At 65.1% G+C, this 16,237-nt stretch carries 15 protein-coding genes and 1 tRNA gene; 5 read left to right on the forward strand and 11 right to left on the reverse strand.

The window, feature by feature from the left end; translation table 11 throughout:
* Window position 1: 1 nt before the first annotated feature.
* The 4 genes from ACQY5B_RS20080 to smpB all read right to left on the reverse strand — a co-directional run bounded on the left by ACQY5B_RS20080 (window position 2) and on the right by smpB (window position 5,826).
* Window positions 2–2,995, reverse strand: coding sequence for an error-prone DNA polymerase (locus ACQY5B_RS20080; protein ID WP_420327770.1), 2,994 nt, complete (start codon window positions 2,993–2,995; stop codon window positions 2–4).
* Window positions 2,996–3,179: 184 nt separating this feature from the next.
* The gene (locus ACQY5B_RS20085) at window positions 3,180–4,364 is read right to left on the reverse strand and encodes an amino acid aminotransferase (RefSeq protein ID WP_420327769.1); all 1,185 of its coding nucleotides are present in this window, start codon (window positions 4,362–4,364) and stop codon (window positions 3,180–3,182) included.
* Between the two features lie 12 nt (window positions 4,365–4,376).
* Window positions 4,377–5,237, reverse strand: coding sequence for a 3-mercaptopyruvate sulfurtransferase (sseA, locus tag ACQY5B_RS20090; protein ID WP_420327768.1), 861 nt, complete (start codon window positions 5,235–5,237; stop codon window positions 4,377–4,379).
* Window positions 5,238–5,349: 112 nt separating this feature from the next.
* The gene (smpB, locus tag ACQY5B_RS20095; RefSeq protein WP_420327767.1) at window positions 5,350–5,826 is read right to left on the reverse strand and encodes an SsrA-binding protein SmpB; all 477 of its coding nucleotides are present in this window, start codon (window positions 5,824–5,826) and stop codon (window positions 5,350–5,352) included.
* A gap of 116 nt (window positions 5,827–5,942) precedes the next feature.
* Between smpB and puuE the strand changes: the two genes are divergently transcribed.
* Window positions 5,943–7,355, forward strand: coding sequence for an allantoinase PuuE (gene puuE, locus ACQY5B_RS20100; RefSeq protein ID WP_420327766.1), 1,413 nt, complete (start codon window positions 5,943–5,945; stop codon window positions 7,353–7,355).
* An 82-nt stretch (window positions 7,356–7,437) separates the two neighbouring features.
* On the forward strand, window positions 7,438–7,923 hold the full coding sequence (locus tag ACQY5B_RS20105; protein ID WP_420327765.1) for an ureidoglycolate lyase: 486 nt from the start codon (window positions 7,438–7,440) through the stop codon (window positions 7,921–7,923).
* A gap of 82 nt (window positions 7,924–8,005) precedes the next feature.
* On the opposite strand, the gene ACQY5B_RS20110 is transcribed toward ACQY5B_RS20105, so the two are convergent.
* Window positions 8,006–8,338: a hypothetical protein gene (locus ACQY5B_RS20110; protein WP_305969331.1), complete on the reverse strand. Its 333-nt coding sequence runs from the start codon at window positions 8,336–8,338 to the stop codon at window positions 8,006–8,008.
* A 174-nt stretch (window positions 8,339–8,512) separates the two neighbouring features.
* On the opposite strand from ACQY5B_RS20110, the gene ACQY5B_RS20115 reads away from it, so the two are divergent.
* Both ACQY5B_RS20115 and ACQY5B_RS20120 read left to right on the forward strand, forming a co-directional pair.
* Window positions 8,513–8,833: a hypothetical protein gene (locus ACQY5B_RS20115; protein ID WP_420327764.1), complete on the forward strand. Its 321-nt coding sequence runs from the start codon at window positions 8,513–8,515 to the stop codon at window positions 8,831–8,833.
* Window positions 8,808–9,512 carry a winged helix-turn-helix domain-containing protein gene (locus ACQY5B_RS20120; protein ID WP_420327763.1) on the forward strand — a complete coding sequence of 235 codons (705 nt, stop codon included), beginning with the start codon at window positions 8,808–8,810 and terminating at the stop codon, window positions 9,510–9,512. The genes ACQY5B_RS20115 and ACQY5B_RS20120 overlap by 26 nt, the downstream gene beginning before the upstream one ends.
* Before the next feature lie 18 nt (window positions 9,513–9,530).
* On the opposite strand, the gene ACQY5B_RS20125 is transcribed toward ACQY5B_RS20120, so the two are convergent.
* Both ACQY5B_RS20125 and ACQY5B_RS20130 read right to left on the reverse strand, forming a co-directional pair.
* A complete protein-coding gene (locus ACQY5B_RS20125; protein ID WP_420327762.1) occupies window positions 9,531–11,141 on the reverse strand; it encodes a tryptophan halogenase family protein in 1,611 nt (536 codons plus the stop codon).
* A gap of 64 nt (window positions 11,142–11,205) precedes the next feature.
* Window positions 11,206–11,757 (reverse strand): prolyl hydroxylase family protein, encoded by a 552-nt coding sequence (locus tag ACQY5B_RS20130; protein WP_420327761.1) that lies wholly within the window; start codon window positions 11,755–11,757, stop codon window positions 11,206–11,208.
* Window positions 11,758–12,076: 319 nt separating this feature from the next.
* On the opposite strand from ACQY5B_RS20130, the gene ACQY5B_RS20135 reads away from it, so the two are divergent.
* A tRNA-Cys gene (locus ACQY5B_RS20135) sits at window positions 12,077–12,153 on the forward strand.
* A 264-nt stretch (window positions 12,154–12,417) separates the two neighbouring features.
* Here the strand turns inward: ACQY5B_RS20135 and ACQY5B_RS20140 are convergent.
* The 4 genes from ACQY5B_RS20140 to ACQY5B_RS20155 are packed head-to-tail and all read right to left on the reverse strand — an operon-like array spanning window position 12,418 to window position 16,235.
* Entirely contained in the window at window positions 12,418–13,320 is a 903-nt protein-coding gene (locus ACQY5B_RS20140) for a 5-dehydro-4-deoxyglucarate dehydratase (RefSeq protein ID WP_420328602.1), read from the reverse strand.
* Between the two features lie 23 nt (window positions 13,321–13,343).
* Entirely contained in the window at window positions 13,344–14,150 is an 807-nt protein-coding gene (locus tag ACQY5B_RS20145; RefSeq protein WP_420327760.1) for an NAD-dependent epimerase/dehydratase family protein, read from the reverse strand.
* Window positions 14,144–15,055 carry an alpha/beta hydrolase family protein gene (locus tag ACQY5B_RS20150; protein ID WP_420327759.1) on the reverse strand — a complete coding sequence of 304 codons (912 nt, stop codon included), beginning with the start codon at window positions 15,053–15,055 and terminating at the stop codon, window positions 14,144–14,146. Before ACQY5B_RS20150 ends, ACQY5B_RS20145 begins: the two co-directional genes overlap by 7 nt.
* 1 nt (window position 15,056) lies before the next feature.
* On the reverse strand, window positions 15,057–16,235 hold the full coding sequence (locus tag ACQY5B_RS20155; protein ID WP_420327758.1) for a mandelate racemase/muconate lactonizing enzyme family protein: 1,179 nt from the start codon (window positions 16,233–16,235) through the stop codon (window positions 15,057–15,059).
* Window positions 16,236–16,237: the final 2 nt, after the last annotated feature.

A 16,237-nucleotide genomic window follows, 5' to 3' on the forward strand; every position in this document is an offset into this window, starting at 1 on the left:
CTCATCCCCGCTTCACCGGGCTGGGCAGGTCCCTTGGGTGGCGCGGCCCGGCGCGCGCCAGGTCCGCCCGCAACTCTGCCGGTCCGCGCTCTGCCGCGGGCGTCACCCCCTGCCCCGCCCCGGGGGTCAGGATATGCCGCAACAGCCCCACCGGATGCGCCCGCAACGACAGGCGCATGGCGACGTAATCCTCGACCACCTGCTCGCCCTCCGTCATCTGCGGCAGGCTGGCCGCCGCCTCGGCGATGGCCTCGCCGTCCAGATCCCGCGAGAAGAGCGGCAGTTCCCCGCCCGTCTTCAGCGCCTTGGCCTGCCACAGCGCCTCGCGCCGGGAAAGGCCAAGCGCGGCAAAGGCATCCGCCTCGGCCAGCCGCTCCAGCACCGCCGGCGCCAGCCCGGCCCGGCGCCAGACATCCGCCACCTGCATGTAGCCGTTGCCCCGCGCATGGGTCAGCCAGGTGGCCTCTTCCTCCGCCAACCCCTTGATCTGGCGAAAGCCCAGCCGCAGCGCCAGTCCGCCCTTGCCATCCGGCTCCATCACGTTGTCCCAGTAGCTGGCATTGACGCAGACCGTCCGCACGACGACCCCGTGTTCCCGCGCGTCGCGCACGATCTGGGCGGGGGCATAGAACCCCATCGGCTGGGAGTTCAGCAGCGCACAGGCAAAGATCCCCGGGTGATGGCATTTCAGCCAGGCCGAGGCATAGACCAGCAGCGCAAAGCTGGCGGCGTGGCTTTCGGGAAACCCGTAAGAGCCGAACCCCTCGATCTGGGAAAAGCAGCGTTCGGCAAACTCGCGGTCATAGCCCTTGGCCGCCATGCCGCGCAGGAACAGGCTCCGAAATTCGCTGACATTGCCGTGCTTTTTGAAGGTCGCCAACGAACGGCGCAGACGGTCTGCCTGTTCGGGGGTAAACCCCGCCCCGGTGATGGCGATCTGCATCGCCTGTTCCTGGAACAGCGGCACACCCAGGGTCTTGCCCAGCACCTCGCCCAGTTCGTCCGAGGGGAATTGCACCTTTTCCTCGCCGTTGCGGCGACGGATGTAGGGATGCACCATGTCCCCCTGGATCGGACCGGGGCGGATGATCGCCACCTCGATCACCAGGTCATAAAAGGTACGCGGCCTCATACGCGGCAGAAAGTTCATCTGTGCCCGGGATTCCACCTGGAAGACACCCACGCTGTCGGCCCTGCACAGCATGTCATAGACCGCGCCATCCTCGGGCGGCAGGGTGGCCAGCGTGTGACGGGCCCCGTGATGGCGCGCCACCAGGTCAAAGGCCTTGCGGATGCAGGTCAGCATCCCGAGGCTGAGCACATCGACCTTGAGGATCCCCAGGGCATCGATGTCATCCTTGTCCCAGCAGATGACCGTCCGCCCCTCCATCGCGGCGTTTTCCACCGGCACCAGTTCGTCCAACCGCCCCTCGGTGATGACAAACCCGCCGACATGCTGGCTCAGGTGGCGGGGAAACCCGATGATCTCGTGGATCAGCTCCATCGTCAGCATCAGGCGGCGGTCGTCCGGGTCCAGCCCGATCTCCGCCATGCGTTGACGCTCCAGCCCGTTGGCGGAAAAGAACCCCCACAGCTGCGAGCTGAGCGCGCCGATGGTGTCCTGGCTCAGCCCCATCGCGGCGCCCACCTCGCGGATCGCACGCTTGCCCCGGTAATGGATCACCGTCGCACAAAGACCCGCGCGGTGGCGTCCGTAGGTCTCGTAGATGTGCTGGATCACCTCCTCGCGGCGTTCGTGTTCGAAATCGACATCGATATCCGGTGGTTCATCCCGCGCCTCGCTGACGAAGCGCTCAAAGACCATCGTGCCGACCTCGGGACTGACAGAGGTCACGCCCAGGCAATAGCAGGTGATGGAATTGGCCGCCGAGCCGCGCCCCTGGCAGAGGATCCCGCGCGACCGGGCAAAGGCCACGATATCGCGGACGGTCAGGAAATAGGGCTCGTACCCCAGCCGCGAGATCAGGTCCAGCTCATGCGCCAGCATCTTCTGCACCTTCTTCGGCGCCCCCTGCGGATAGCGCCAGGCCAGCCCCTCATGTGCCAGCCGCGACAGCCTCGCCTGCGCGGTCTCGCCCTGCGCGATCTCCGAGGGGTACTCGTAGCGCAGGGACGCGATGTCGAAAGTACAGCGCGCGGCCAGCGCGGCGGTGCGGTCCACCGCCTGCGCGTGCCGGCCCAGCAGGCGGCGCATCTCGTCTTCCGAGCGCAGCCGCTGTTCGCCGTTGGCCAGCGCGGCCCGGCCCAGCTGGTCCACGCGGACCCCGCAGCGGATCGCCGTCAGCACGTCGGCCAAGCGCCGCCGTCGCCCGTGGTGCATGACGGGGGCCGCCGTCGCCACGGTGGGCAGCCCCAACTCCTCTGCCAGCGCCGACAGCCGGTCGAACCGCCGCGCATCCTCGCCATCGTAGCGCGGCGCCAGCGCCAGGTGCATCCGCGCGCCATGCCCCCGCACCAGCGCCGCCACATGGCGGCGCCAGTCCACATCCGCCCGATCCGGCGCAAACAGGATGAACTCCAACCCGTCGGACACCTCCGGCAGATCCGGCAGATGCAGGTGACAGGCGCCTTTCTCCGCCCGCAGCCGCCCGGCGCTCAACATTCGGCACAATAGCCCCCAGCCCGCGCGGGACCCCGCCAGCGCCACCATTTCCACGCCTTCGGCAAAGACCAGCCGCGCCGCCGGGATCAACCGGGGCACGTTGCGCACCGGCGCGCGCGGCGGCACAGGCAGACCGGGCGGCGCCGGCGGCCCGATCATCCCGCCCTCTGCCTCCAGCCGCTCCAGTTCCGCCACTTGCCGCGCGATCTCGCGTCCCGCGCTATGCGCCCGCACGATCCCCGCAACCGAATTCACATCCGCCACGGCAATGGCGGAAACGCCCGCAAGCGCCGCACGCTCCATGTACTCCTCCGGGTGCGAGGCCCCGGTGAGAAAGGAGAAATTCGAGGTGATGCAGAGCTCGGCGAACATGCGGGGCAATATATTCCCCCTTTGTTCTCATTTCGAGTCCGCAAGGCAATGCCCGGACCCATTGTTTCTTCTCTGCAAAGTTTCTTCTCTGCAAAAATACTCCCGCCGGAGGCACCCCGAGGAGGGCGCCGGAGGCGGACGACGAGACATGAAGCGCGGGCCCCGCAGGGCCCGCCCCTTTGGATCAGACGCCGGATTTCACGATGGCCTCGGCCAACAGCGGCACGGTCTTCGCGTTCAGACCGGCGATGTTCATGCGCGAATCGCCCACCATGTAGACGCCGTGATCGCGGCGCAGGGTCTCGACCTGCTCGGGCGTCGCGCCCAGGCGTGAGAACATGCCGCGGTGCTGGGCCAGAAAGCCGAAGCGGTCGGATCCCGACAGGCGCTGCAATTCGCCCGCCAGCTGTTCGCGCAAGGAAAGCATGCCGGTGCGCATCTCTTCCAGTTCCGCCTGCCACTCGGCCTTCAGCGCATCGTCGCTCAGCACATAGGTCACCAGCCGCGCGCCATGATCCGGCGGAAAGGAAAAGTTCTGCCGGTTGAGATAGTTCAGCGTACCCTGGTTCAGCTTCTTCGCCCCGCCGTCCTGCGCCACGGCCATCAACAGGCCGGTCCGCTCGCGGTAGATACCGAAGTTCTTGGAGCACGAGGCCGCGATCAGGCATTCCGGCACCGACGAGGCCACCATGCGCACCGCTTGCGCATCGGCGTCCAGCCCGTCACCAAAGCCCTGGTAGGCCAGGTCGACCATCGGCGTGGCGCCGGTCTTGTTCAGTAGGTCGATCAGCGCCTGCCACTGGGTCGGGTTCAGGTTGGCACCGGTGGGATTGTGGCAGCAGCCGTGCACCAGCACGATGTCGCCTTTGCCCGCCTGCGCCAGGTCGGCCATCATGCCGTCGAAATTCACGCCGCCGGTCTCATTGTCGAAATAGCGGTAGGAAATCGTCTCGATTCCCATGTGCTTGAGGATCGACAGGTGGTTGGGCCAGGTCGGATCGCTGACAAAGACGCGGACGTTCGGATTGGCCATGCGCGCCATGTCAAAGGCCTGGCGCACAGCGCCCGTGCCGCCGGGCGTCGCCGCCGCGGCCACGTTCTCGCGCGCCACCGCGTTGCCCAATACCAGCGCCACCATGACGTCGGCAAACCCCGGATCTCCCGCAAGGCCAGTATAGGCCTTGGTCTGTTCGTCTTCCCAAAGCTGCTTTTCCGCCGCCTTGATCGCGCGCATGATCGGCGTGGTGCCGGCGGCGTCCTTGTAGACGCCGACGCCAAGGTCGATCTTGTCCTCGCGCGGGTCCTCGCGGAAGGCCTGCATCAGCATCAGGATCTTGTCGGCGGGTTGTTCCTTGATCGTCTCGAACATCTCTGTCTCCGGTTATTCCGCGGGGCCCGTGGCGACGGGCAGCGTCGGGAAGGCGCCCCATTCCGCCCAGGACCCGTCGTATAGCGAATGGTCACTCTTGCCGATGCGTTCCATCGCAAGGCTCAGGATCGCGGCGGTCACGCCCGACCCGCAGGTGGTGATCGCCGGCTTGGACAGGTCCACACCCGCCGCTTCGAATACCTCGCGCAGGGCATCGCCGTCCTTCATCGTGCCGTCTTCGGTCAGGAGGCTGCGGTAAGGAACGTTCTTCGAGCCCGGGATATGGCCCGCGCGCAGCCCCTCGCGCGGTTCGGGCTCTTCGCCCGCAAAGCGCGACGGCGACCGGGCGTCGATCACCTCGGTATTCTTCAACTTGGCAGCGGCGGACACCTGGGTCACGTCGCGCACCAGGTGGTTCTGGCGGCGCACGGTCATGTGCCGGTCACGCACGATCGGGTCCATGTCCTCGACCTCGCGGCCCTCGGCCTGCCACTTGGCAAAACCACCGTCCAGCACGGCAATGTCATCCTTGCCCATCAGCTTGAACAGCCACCAGACCCGGGCGGCCGAAAAGATCCCGGCGCCATCGTAGACCACGACCTGGTGGCCGTCGCCCACACCCATTGCGCGCATCCGCGACATGAACTTTTCCGGCGGCGGCGCCATGTGCGGCAGGTCCGAGCGCGCGTCCGAAATCTCGTCGATATCGAAAAAGCGTGCACCGGGAATGTGCCCGGCCTCGTATTCGGCACGGGCATCGCGGCCCATGTCGGGCAAGTACCAGCTGGCATCCAGGATCCGCAGGTCGGGATCGTTCAGGTGTTTAGCCAGCCACTCGGTCGAAACGAGCGTTTTGGGATCGTCGGCGAACATGGGTCCCCCACAGCGGTCATTACCGTGTGCTTAGGCAAGAGGGCCACGGCTTGCAAGCGCGTCGCGCCGCGATCTGCCATCCGGGACTGAATTGCCGCCCCGAGACGCAGGTTCAGCCGCGTTCCTTCAACAGGCGCTGTTTCTGGCGGTTCCAGTCGCGCTTGGCCTCGGTTTCGCGCTTGTCGACGTTCTTCTTGCCCTTGGCGACGCCGATCTTGATCTTGGCGATACCCTTGTGGTTGAAATACAGCACCAAGGGGACCAGCGTCATGCCCTTGCGCTGGGTCTCGTTCCACAGCCGGGCCAGCTCGCGCTTGGAGCACAGCAACTTGCGCCGCCGCCGCTCCTCGTGCCCGAACATGGCACGCTCGTAGGGGGCGATGTAGCTGTTCACCAGCCAAAGCTCGCCATCCTCCACCGCCGCATAGCTTTCGGCGATGTTGGAAGTGTTCTCGCGCAGGGACTTGACCTCTGACCCGCTCAGCACGATGCCGCATTCGAGGTCATCCTCGATCGCGTAGTCAAAACGGGCGCGCCGGTTTTCGGCGATCACCTTGTAGTTCGGGTTGCTGTCGGGTTTCTTGGCCATGATGCGCCTAGATAGTCACTGGCGCGGGGCCTGTCCACCACCCGTGGCGGCTCCCGGACTTGACAATCGACGCCGCCCGCAGTGCCTGAACGACAGATGCAGACCAAGAGGCAGAGATGAACCGCTACCCCCGCGACATGATCGGCCACGGCCCCCACCGCCCCGACCCACAATGGCCCGGCGGCGCGCGGATCGCGGTACAATTCGTCCTGAACTACGAGGAAGGCGGTGAAAACTGCCTGCTGCACGGCGACACCGGCTCCGAAGGGTTCCTGTCGGACATCCCGGGCGCGGCGCCCTGGCCGGGGATGCGCCACTGGAACATGGAATCGATCTATGAATACGGCGCCCGCGCCGGGTTCTGGCGCCTGCACGACCTTTTCACCAGTGCAGGCATCCCGTTGACGATCTACGGCGTCGCCACGGCGCTGGCCCGCTCGCCCGAACAGGTCGAGGCGATGAAGGAGGCGGGCTGGGAGATCGCCAGCCACGGGCTGAAGTGGATCGAGCACCGCGACATGCCCGAAGACGAGGAGCGCGCCCAGATCGCCGAGGCCATCGCCCTGCACACCGAGGTCGTCGGCGAACCACCGCGCGGCTGGTACACCGGGCGCTGTTCCATGAACACGGTCGCGCTGACTGCCGAGACCGGGCAATTCGCCTATATCTCGGACACATACGACGACGATCTGCCCTATTGGAAAGACATCGACGGGCGCGCGCAACTGGTCATCCCCTACACGCTCGAAGCAAATGACATGCGCTTTGCCGGCGCGCCGGGTTGGGTGACGGGGCAGGATTTCGGCCAATATCTCTGCGATGCCTTCGACACGCTTTACGCCGAGGGAAAGGCCGGGAAACCCGCGATGATGAGCGTCGGCCTGCACTGCCGCCTCATCGGGCGCCCGGGCAAGATCGCCGGGCTGAAACGCTTTCTCGACCATATCGCCGCACATGAGGGCGTCTGGACCCCGACCCGCCTGCAGATCGCCGAACACTGGGCCGCAACGCACCCGCCGATCACGGCCGAGCGCCCCTCGCAGATGGACAAAGACACCTTCGTGACCCGTTTCGGCGGCATCTACGAACACAGCCCCTGGGTGGCGGAACGCGCCTGGGAGCTGGAACTGGGCCCCGCCCACGACCGCCCCGCCGGGCTGGCCAATGCCCTGGCCCGTGCCTTTCGCCGCGCCACCGAAACGGAACGGCTGGAGGTGCTGCGCGCCCACCCCGACCTGGCGGGGAAACTCGCCGCCGCGCGCCGCCTGACGACCGAGAGCACCGCCGAACAGGCCAGCGCGGGCCTTGACGCCCTGACAGACGAAGAACGCGCCCGCTTTGCCGAACTCAACGCCGCCTACACCGAAAAACACGGGTTTCCCTTCATCATTGCCGTGCGCGACCACGACAAGCAGGGCATCCTCGACGCCTTCGAACGGCGTCTTGGCAATGACGGCAAGACCGAGCTCGCCGAGGCCTGCCGGCAGGTCGAACGGATCGCGCGCCTGCGCCTCGACGCCCTGCTCTGACGCCCCTGCTTCTTCTTTCTGAAAATACTCCCGGGGGGCCCGCAGGGCGGGGGCGGCGCCCCCTCCACCGAAAGGCAAAGACATGCCGCAGATCGTCGCCAAACCGCTGACCCAAAGCGCCTTCGCCCCCTTCGGCGAAGTGCTGGAGGTCATGGGACCACCGGACAAACTGATCAATGCCGGCAAGTGCGGGCGCCACCATGACCTCGCGCAACTGGATTTCGGCCCCGGCGGGCGCGCCGGCATCAGCCTGTTCGATGCCGAACCGCGCGCCCTGCCCTACCTGCTGGACCTTGTTGAACGCCACCCGGAGGGCAGCCAGGCCTTTCTGCCGATGCACCGCAACCCCTGGCTGGTCATCGTGGCCGAACCGGGCGACAGCCCCGGCGCGATCCACGCATTCCTCGCCGGCCCCGGGCAGGGGGTGAACTTGCATCGCGGCACATGGCACGGTGTGCTGACGCCCCTGTCCGCACCCGGCCTCTTTGCCGTGGTCGACCGGATCGGGGAGACTGCCAATCTCGAAGAGGTCAGGCTGGACCCGCCGGTCGAAATCGTCCTGCCCTGATCACCCCATGAAAGAGGGGCCTCCGCAGAGACCCCTCCCTCCCCCGTTCAGGGGACTGCTCGATCCTTGGGGGCCGCAGGCGTTACCAGCAGCGTTGGCCGTGGCGGGTCCAACCGTTGCGGCAACCGTTGTGATGGCCCCCCTTGCGTTTCCAGTTGCCGCCATTGTGGTGCCGTTTCTTCCATTTGCCGCCGTGGTGATTGCGGTGCTTCCAGTGCCCGTTGTGCTGACGCTGGATCACGACCCGGCCACGATGGTGGTTGTCGATCGCCTGGCCAAGAATGTAGAGACCTATGGCAGCGCCGAGAAATTTCTTGAGGTCGTCGTTGTTGCGCGCCTGTGCCGGCGAGGCAGCGGCCAGGGACAAGGCCAGCGCACCGGCAGCGACGATGGATGTGACGAGACGTGCAGACATGAGGTGTTCTCCTCTCACGGGTAAGGGGCGGAGCCACGTCAAGTCAGCGACTCCCGACCCCAGCGTCCTCCCCACCGTCCGGCGGCTCAATATCCGGCGTTTGATATCGGATAACAGCCCGGCCAGACCCTTCGCGTTATTGAATTTCTCGACGGGCAAGCGCAACTTGGGGACATGTCCCGAACCCGGCGTATCCTCATGTCCCCGACCCTTGCCCGCCTGATTTCCGCTGCTCTCGTCGTTGTCGCTCTGGCCTTGCCCGGCGCCGCGGCGGCGGATTGCTACATCCATTACAAGGCCAAGCGCGACACGCCCCAATATGGCCTGCACTACGGCATCGTGCGCAGCTCGGGCTCTTGCCCGTCGTCGCCGGAGCGCGCCGTCCGGTCACGCATTTCATCTGGCGGATGGGTCGTTCTGGGCATCGTCAAGGTCACCAATTCGCCCCCCACCGCATCGGAACTCGAATTTGCAAAGCAACACTATTACCGCTAGCGAAAGCCGCCGCTCGGGCAGCCGCATCGTCACGCTGGGCATTGTCGCCATCGTGACCATCCTCGGTCTGGCCGGGGCGGTCCTGCTGCTGACCCTGCCGGACGGCAATGCCTTCAACGCGCGTGTCGAACGGATCTTCCTGGAAAACGACAACCTCGCCAGCCAGGCCGAGGTCAAACTGCTGGAGATCCTGGCCCAGTCCGGCACCGCCTTTTCCGACACGCTGGCCAGCTACCGCGTGGCGATCTTCGTGCTGCTGGTCTTTTCCGCCGCACTGCTGGTCGCCGCGCTAGTCTTTCTGGTCATGCTGGTCTCGCTCAATCGGCGCATGGCCCAGATCGAACGCTCGGGCATCGAGGTATCCAGTCTCATCATCTCGCGCGAGGAAAACACCGTCTACCTGAACACGATGGGGTTCAAGCTGACCGATGCCATGATGGAAACCCTGGCCGTCCTGGCCGAGGCGCGGCTGGACGACGAGATGCTGACCGGCAGCCAGATCGAGGCGGTGATCTCTGGCAAGGCCGAGGCGGATTGCGACGAGGCCGCAGGCGCAACACGGATCAAGCGGCTGCGCGACGGGCTGGGCAACCAGATGGTCAGCGAGTTGCTGGTCAAGAATATTGCCCGCCGGGGCTATATGCTGGCCATCGACAAGGGCGTGATCGAGGTCGTCTGACCCTTCTCCTGCTCCGGCTCAGAACAGCGCCGATTCCGCCGCCCCGGCCTCATCGACCTCGCCAAGGCGCGTGCTGGTCCGAAGACCCGCGCGCAACTCGCCCCGCAGTGCCAGGAGAATCCGGCGGTGGTCAGCCTTGTGTTCCAGAACCGCCCGATTGCGCGCTGCGGACTGGCGCAGAAATGCCTTCCACGGTTTTTCGGGCAGTGCAAAAGACCGGTTCAGCTGACCGTCGCCATAGCCATTGTCGTAGACCTGTTTGCCCAGCAGCACGGCGGTAAAGACGTTGTAGGTGAACAGATGCGCCGATGGCACGTCCAGCGGCGTGGGCAGCTGGTGCTTCCACAGGTCCAGCAGGTGTTCCAGCCGGTCGGAGATCTTGAGTTGGGCGCGCGAGTCCATCCAATAGGGATCGTCGGTGCGGTTGTTCAGGCGGTAGTGCAGGCAGATGAAATCCCGCACCTCGTTGAACATACCGTCAGACACCCGGTTGTAGGCGTCCCGCGTGGCGTCCTCGTAGTCCTGGCTGGGAAAGTACTGCAACAGCCAGCGCAGGCCCATGTCGATCATGTGGATCGCGGTGGATTCCAGCGGTTCGATGAACCCTCCCGACAGGCCCAGAGCGATGCAGTTCTTGACCCAGGCCCGGCGCGACCTCCCCACCCGCATCGGGATCACGCGCGGCTCCGCTCCCGGCGGCGCCATGTCGCCCAGATGGGCCAGGAATTCCTCTGCCGCCTCGTCGTCCTTGCGATGGGCCGAGGAAAAGACATAGCCCGTACCGATCCGGTTAAAGAGCGGCACGGCCCAGCTCCACCCAGCCCCCAGCGCGGTGGATTGCGTGGCGGCGCGGATCCTTTCGGGATCGGGATGCGGCACCTGCAGCGCCATCGCGCGGTCGTTTCCAAGATACTCGGCGTAGCTGACAAAGGGTTCGCCCAGCGCCTTCTGGATGACCAGCCCGCGAAAGCCGGTGCAATCGAGAACCAGTTGCACCGGGTGCCTGCCGGTTTCCCGCAAGACCAGGGCGGCGACAAACCCGCGTTCGTCCAGTTCCACATCGTCGACATCGTCCAGGATGTGCTGGACACCGTGATCACGGCCCCGTTCGGCCAAGAGCCCCGCGAATTTCACCGCGTCAAGGTGATAGGCATAGCCTGCCCGGGGCATCGGATCATCACCCTGCTTGTTCAGGGAAAACGGGCATTTCCAGGTATCAAAGAGATCCATGAGCGGCGAGAAGGAGCGGATGTAGTCCCGGTTCCCGGCGCCGTAGGCCTGAAAATAGTGACCGGCCTCGACGCCCTCGATCCGGGGCGGGCTGGCAAAGGGGTTCATGTAGCGGATGAATCTGCCCTTTCGGTCGACATTCCAGTTGTTGAACATCACGCCCATCTTGAACGAGGCGTTGCAGCGGCGCATGAACTCCTGGTCGTCGATGCCCATCTCGCGCAGCGTGACGGGCATGTGCGGGACCGTCGCCTCCCCCACGCCCACGGTGGGCACGTTGGGCGACTCGATCAGGGTGATCTTGATCTTGGCGGCGCATTTCGACCGCAGGAAACAGGCGGCCAGCCAGCCCGCTGTTCCACCCCCCACGATGGTGATGGATGTGACCGGTTTCCCCATACCCCTGACCTCCCCAAGCCTTACGTTAGGTCAGCGTAACGGCAGGCGGGCGAATGGCAAAGGGTCAGGTGAATTCCGGCCCGTGGACCCAGGTCGTCAGGGAATACCGCTGGCCCGACGTGACGGGTGTCACCCGGTGCAAGGTAAAGCTGGGGAACAGGATGGCGCTGCCGCGTGCCACAGTTGCCGTTTCCACATGGCCGTTGCCGTTCAACTCCAGCCGCCCGCCCTCGTAGGCGTCACTTTCACTCAGCTGCGCGACAAGGGTCAGCTTGCGTTTCCGGGCGAAAGCCCCGGCACCGATATCCGAATGCCAATCAAAGTGCCCGCCCGCCTCCGAAGCGTATAGTGCCACCTGAGCCCGCTCTGCGAATTCGGTCAGGGCAAAGCCGAAATGCGCGCGGTTCACGTCGCGCACGGCCTCCATCACACGGCGAAAGACCCAGGCGCCCTCGCCCTCTTCGTCCAGCCAGGTGATACGCGCGACGCGGATACTATCGTTCTGGCGCCCACGCACCAGCCCGGCATCGCTGAACTCCTGCGCCTGTGTCAGGCGAATGATCTGGTCGCACTCGGTGTCGGAAAACAGCCGGTCGAGCGAATAGGGTGACAGCATGCAGATGTCCCGGTGGGAAGGATCCGTGCCGCATGACTCCAACGCGCGACGGCCGCGAGCCTGTTCGCGACATGAGGGGCCAAAACCGTCACATTTCTTTGGCGCCCACGGTCCGGATTTCCGGACCGGCATATCGGAACAAATGCCTTGACCCATGTGCCATATCCGCCTATTCAATCCCGCATGACCACGCAAATGACATATCGCAGTTGTTGCTGACCTCCATTCGGTAGGTAAACCCGCAAGGTGCGGGGCACGACTGCTAATCGTTGCGTTCTTTCCCAAGAATTTGGTTCGAGACCAATGCCTACCGCCATTGGATGCAGTGGCTGAAATGGTTATGGCGCCGGATTGCAAATCCGGAACATGCGGGTTCGACTCCCGCCTGCATCTCCATGATTTTCAAGACAAAAATTCAGGCGAGCGAAGAACCCGACATCAATCACCGTCCCAACCCGGTGAACTGGTGAAGCGGACTCTGGCCTGATGTTTCGAACAGGCTGGCCCGTGGATCCTTTCGATTTCCGGAGGAGCGGGATACTGAAATTGGGGACCCGAATATTATGCGGCCTCACATCACCATTCAGAAACCCCACAAATAGAAAACGGCGACAGATTTCTCTGCCGCCGCCATCTCAATTCACGCAAAAGCGCCCGAAATTACCGCCGCTCACCGATCACGGCTTTCAGCATCTCGCGCTCTTCTCCGGTCAGGTCGGTCAGCGGCGACCGCACCGGACCGGTGTCGAACCCACGCAGGGCCACACCCGCCTTGATGGCGGACACTGCGTAGCCGGTCTTGCGGTCGCGGACCTTGGCAAAGGGATAGTAGAAGTCGCTCAGCATTTGCTCGCACTTGGCATCGTCGCCGGCCTGGAAAGCCGCGTGGAATTCCAGCGCGGTTTCAGGGACAAAGTTGAAAACGGCGGAGGAATAGGTATCCACACCCGCACCGCGGAAGGCTTGGGCAAAAAGCTCGTGCGTGGGCATCCCGCCGACATAGGCCAGGCGATCCCCCAACCCGATGGTGATGCGCCGCACCGTGTCGATGTCGCCGGTGCCATCCTTGAAGCCGATCAGGTTCGGGCATTCCTCGGCCAGCCGCGCAAGCGTATCGGCAGAGACAACAGACTGGCCGCGGTTGTAGACGATCACGCCCATGTTGGTGGCGTTGCAGACACTGCGGATATGCGCCTCGATCCCGTCCTGCGGGGCGCCGATCAGGTAGTGCGGCAACAGCAGGATACCGTCACCGCCCGCCGCCTCGATGCCCTGCGCCATCTCGCAGGCCATGCGCGTGCCATAGCCGCAACCGGCGATCACCGGCTGCCCGGGTTGGGCGGCGCGCGCAGTCTTGACCACCTCGACCACTTCGGCGGGGGTCAGAGAAAACAGTTCGCCAGTGCCCCCGGCCACGATCAGCCCCGCAATCTTGTGCGGGCTGAGCCATTCGAGATGGGCGGAAAAGGCACCGGGATTGAACCTGTCCTCGGCATCAAATGGCGTCACCGGAAAGGACAGCAGGCCGGAACGGATAATGTCGCGCAAGGCGATTGGGTCGATCATCTGGGGTGTTCCTCGTGGACTCAGTCTTCGTGGATGCCGTCGGCGCAGAACGCGCCACCTTGGTACAGCGCGTTGGCGTCATCGGCCGGCGGCGGGTCCATCTCGGCGTCGAGCTTGGCGCGGAACTGTTCCGCATTGTCCTTGGGCTGCCAGCCCAGATAGGTCACCTCGCGGTTGTCCCACCACGAAGCGCCATTGGCCGAGGCGCCGTAGACGATGGGACAGCCCAGACGCGGCACCATGAAGATGCGTTCGATCAGCTGCATGAAATCATCAAAGCTCATCCAAGTGGACAACATTCGGTGGTTCTTGGGCTCCGGAAAGCACGACCCGATCCGCACGCTTGCGGTCTCGATCCCGTACTTGTCGTGGTACATGCTGGCCATCGCCTCGCCAAAGACCTTGGACACGCCATAAAGGCCATCGGGCCGGGGCGTGCTGTTGGCGTCCAGCCGCTCCGTCTGCTTGTAGAAGCCGATGGCGTGGTTCGAACTGGCAAAGATGATGCGCGGCTTGACCGAGGATTTGCGCGCACCTTCGTAGAGGTGAAAGACCCCGTCGATATTGGCGTTGCGCACGGTGTCCCAGTTGGCTTCGACCGACTGGCCGCCCATGTGGACGATGCCGTCGCAGCCCTCGACCAGCGCCTCGACCGCGGCCTTGTCGCCCAGGTCGCAGGGCACCAGTTCCTCGTGCGGGGCGGCCTGCCCCATGTCCGCACCCGGCCGATCGGACAGGCGGATGGTTTCGGCGATGGGCTTCAGCCGCTCACGGCAGACGACGCCCAGGTTGCCGGTGGCACCGGTGATCAGCAGTTTCTTCAGCATGATGTCCTCTTGGTCAGTGTGCGGTCCAGGAAATCCAGGACCGCTTGGTGAATGGCCGGGGTTTCCTTGTGGCCGGTCGCCTGGTCGATCCAGGTCACCAGCCGATCGGTCTGCCCGGTGGCTTCATAGGCAAGGCGCAGGTCCAGCGTCGCCTGCACCCCGGCGGGATTCGCGGTAAAGAGATCAACGCCCCCGTGAGCCACGAATTGCGGACGCGGCGCAATCAGGCTGGCGACCTGCCCCATGTCCGCGTGGCGCAGCAGCCCCGGTACGATCAGGTAAAGCCCGTGACGATCGTGGACGCCGGTTTCGATCAACCCCTCGATGCCGGCCAGCATGCACAATTGCGCCACCGCCGCCACCCGGAACTCTAGCGCGCCCACCCACATGGCCAGCGCGCCCCCCATCGACATGCCTAGCGTGGCGATGCGATTGCCGTCGATCCGGTCATGGCCGGCCAGCCAGTCGAAGGCCGCCAGTTGGTCGCCGACCATCTGGCCGAACAGCGGTTGGCCCCGCCAGAATCCCGCCTTGGCCAGCCCGCTTTCGCCGCCTTCGGACTGGCGGTCGCCAAAGCCGGGCATGTCCATCGCCAGCACAGCGTAGCCGGCGCCAAGAAGATCGGGGCCGTAGGGGGCCGCCAACCAGGGTGCGCCCTCGGCCACTTCGCGTCGGCCAAGAGCGTATTGCCCACCATGGGCGTGGCAATAGAGAACGGCGGGAAAGGGTCCATCCCCCTCCGGCAGCCAGAGCGTTGCGGGTTTCTCGTCCAGCCGCAGCTCGACCCTTGATCCGGCATCCTTCCCCACGGCCTCTTGCACCTCGGCCACGGGGTCGGGGCGCGCCTCGGGCAAGGCCAGAAGATCGCGCAGCGTGGCACGCAGGGTTTCGGGATCGCCGTTCATCCTAGGTATAGGCCGTCGACCCGTCCGGGCGGATGGGCAGCTTGCGCTCCCAATGCACATAGCGATCCGTTTTCAGGTAGTCTTCGTCGATCTCGACACCCCAGCCCGGCCGGTGCGGACGCAGTTCCAGGTAGCCGTTCACCGGCATGTAGGGGTCCTGAACATAGCCCGCCGCCTCGTCGACCGGGGCAAGATCGCGCCCCAGGAAAGCCGATGTACCGGGCAGCCGGTATTCGAGGATCTTGAAGTTCGGACAGGCGGCGGCGAAATGCAGGTTCACCGCCGTCGCCAGCGGCCCCATCGGGTTGTGCGGCGCGACAGGGACATAGAATGCCTCGGCGATGGCGGCGATCTTGCGCATCTCCAACAGGCCGCCCACGGCGCAGATGTCGGGCTGGATGATATCCGCTCCGCCAGCCTGCAAAAGGCGCAGAAACTCGAACCGGGAATAGAGGCTTTCACCCGTGGCCAACGGCACCCGCAGCTGCGATTTCAGTGCGCCCCAGGCCTCGATATTCTCGGGCCGCATGGGCTCCTCGTAGAACAGCGGGTGGAAAGGTGCCAGCGCGTTGCCCAGCTCTGCCGCCTGCCAGGGCTCGAAGATGCGCGCATGTGCGTCAAAGGCGAACTCGAAATCGGGACAAAGCGTGCCTAGATCCGCCACCCAGTCCGTCGTGGCCCGGATCACCTTGCCCCAAGGCTCTGCATGGATGTCCGCACGGTAAGGCGACAACTTGAAGGCGGTAAATCCGTGCGCCTCCTGCATGGCCGCGCAATGGTCGCGAATTTCCTCAGCCTCGGGCGCAGAATAGACGCCAAGGTAGACGCGCACACGGTCACGCACATGCCCGCCCAGCATCATGTAGACCGGCAAACCGGCGGCCTTGGCCGATATGTCCCACAACGCGTGGTCGATGGCCGAGATCGCCGCCAGGCCCAGTGCGCCCGGGGGAAAGCGGCTGTGCTGATACAGCTTCAGGATCAGGCGCTCGATCCGGCGCGGGTCTTCGCCCTTGATCTGGGTATAGAGATACTCCAGCAGCGGCGGCAGGGCGCGGTCGGGGCCGTGGTTGTAACACTCGCCCCAGCCGGTGATCCCCTCGTCCGTGTCGATGGCCACGATCACGCGCGGGCGGTTGCCATCGCGGGACATGAAACTGCGCAATCCGGTGATCTTCATCG

Origin of the sequence: Antarctobacter sp., from assembly GCF_965277915.1 — a bacterium.
Lineage (GTDB): Bacteria > Pseudomonadota > Alphaproteobacteria > Rhodobacterales > Rhodobacteraceae > Antarctobacter.

Excerpts from the sequence above, each read along its gene's own strand:
- ACQY5B_RS20080 (WP_420327770.1), bottom strand. The coding sequence starts at position 2,995 with ATGTTCGCCGAGCTCTGCATCACCTCGAATTTCTCCTTTCTCACCGGG.
- ACQY5B_RS20085 (WP_420327769.1), bottom strand. The coding sequence starts at position 4,364 with ATGTTCGAGACGATCAAGGAACAACCCGCCGACAAGATCCTGATGCTG.
- sseA (WP_420327768.1), bottom strand. The coding sequence starts at position 5,237 with ATGTTCGCCGACGATCCCAAAACGCTCGTTTCGACCGAGTGGCTGGCT.
- smpB (WP_420327767.1), bottom strand. The coding sequence starts at position 5,826 with ATGGCCAAGAAACCCGACAGCAACCCGAACTACAAGGTGATCGCCGAA.
- puuE (WP_420327766.1), top strand. The coding sequence starts at position 5,943 with ATGAACCGCTACCCCCGCGACATGATCGGCCACGGCCCCCACCGCCCC.
- ACQY5B_RS20105 (WP_420327765.1), top strand. The coding sequence starts at position 7,438 with ATGCCGCAGATCGTCGCCAAACCGCTGACCCAAAGCGCCTTCGCCCCC.
- ACQY5B_RS20110 (WP_305969331.1), bottom strand. The coding sequence starts at position 8,338 with ATGTCTGCACGTCTCGTCACATCCATCGTCGCTGCCGGTGCGCTGGCC.
- ACQY5B_RS20115 (WP_420327764.1), top strand. The coding sequence starts at position 8,513 with ATGTCCCGAACCCGGCGTATCCTCATGTCCCCGACCCTTGCCCGCCTG.
- ACQY5B_RS20125 (WP_420327762.1), bottom strand. The coding sequence starts at position 11,141 with ATGGGGAAACCGGTCACATCCATCACCATCGTGGGGGGTGGAACAGCG.
- ACQY5B_RS20130 (WP_420327761.1), bottom strand. The coding sequence starts at position 11,757 with ATGCTGTCACCCTATTCGCTCGACCGGCTGTTTTCCGACACCGAGTGC.
- ACQY5B_RS20145 (WP_420327760.1), bottom strand. The coding sequence starts at position 14,150 with ATGCTGAAGAAACTGCTGATCACCGGTGCCACCGGCAACCTGGGCGTC.
- ACQY5B_RS20150 (WP_420327759.1), bottom strand. The coding sequence starts at position 15,055 with ATGAACGGCGATCCCGAAACCCTGCGTGCCACGCTGCGCGATCTTCTG.
- ACQY5B_RS20155 (WP_420327758.1), bottom strand. The coding sequence starts at position 16,235 with ATGAAGATCACCGGATTGCGCAGTTTCATGTCCCGCGATGGCAACCGC.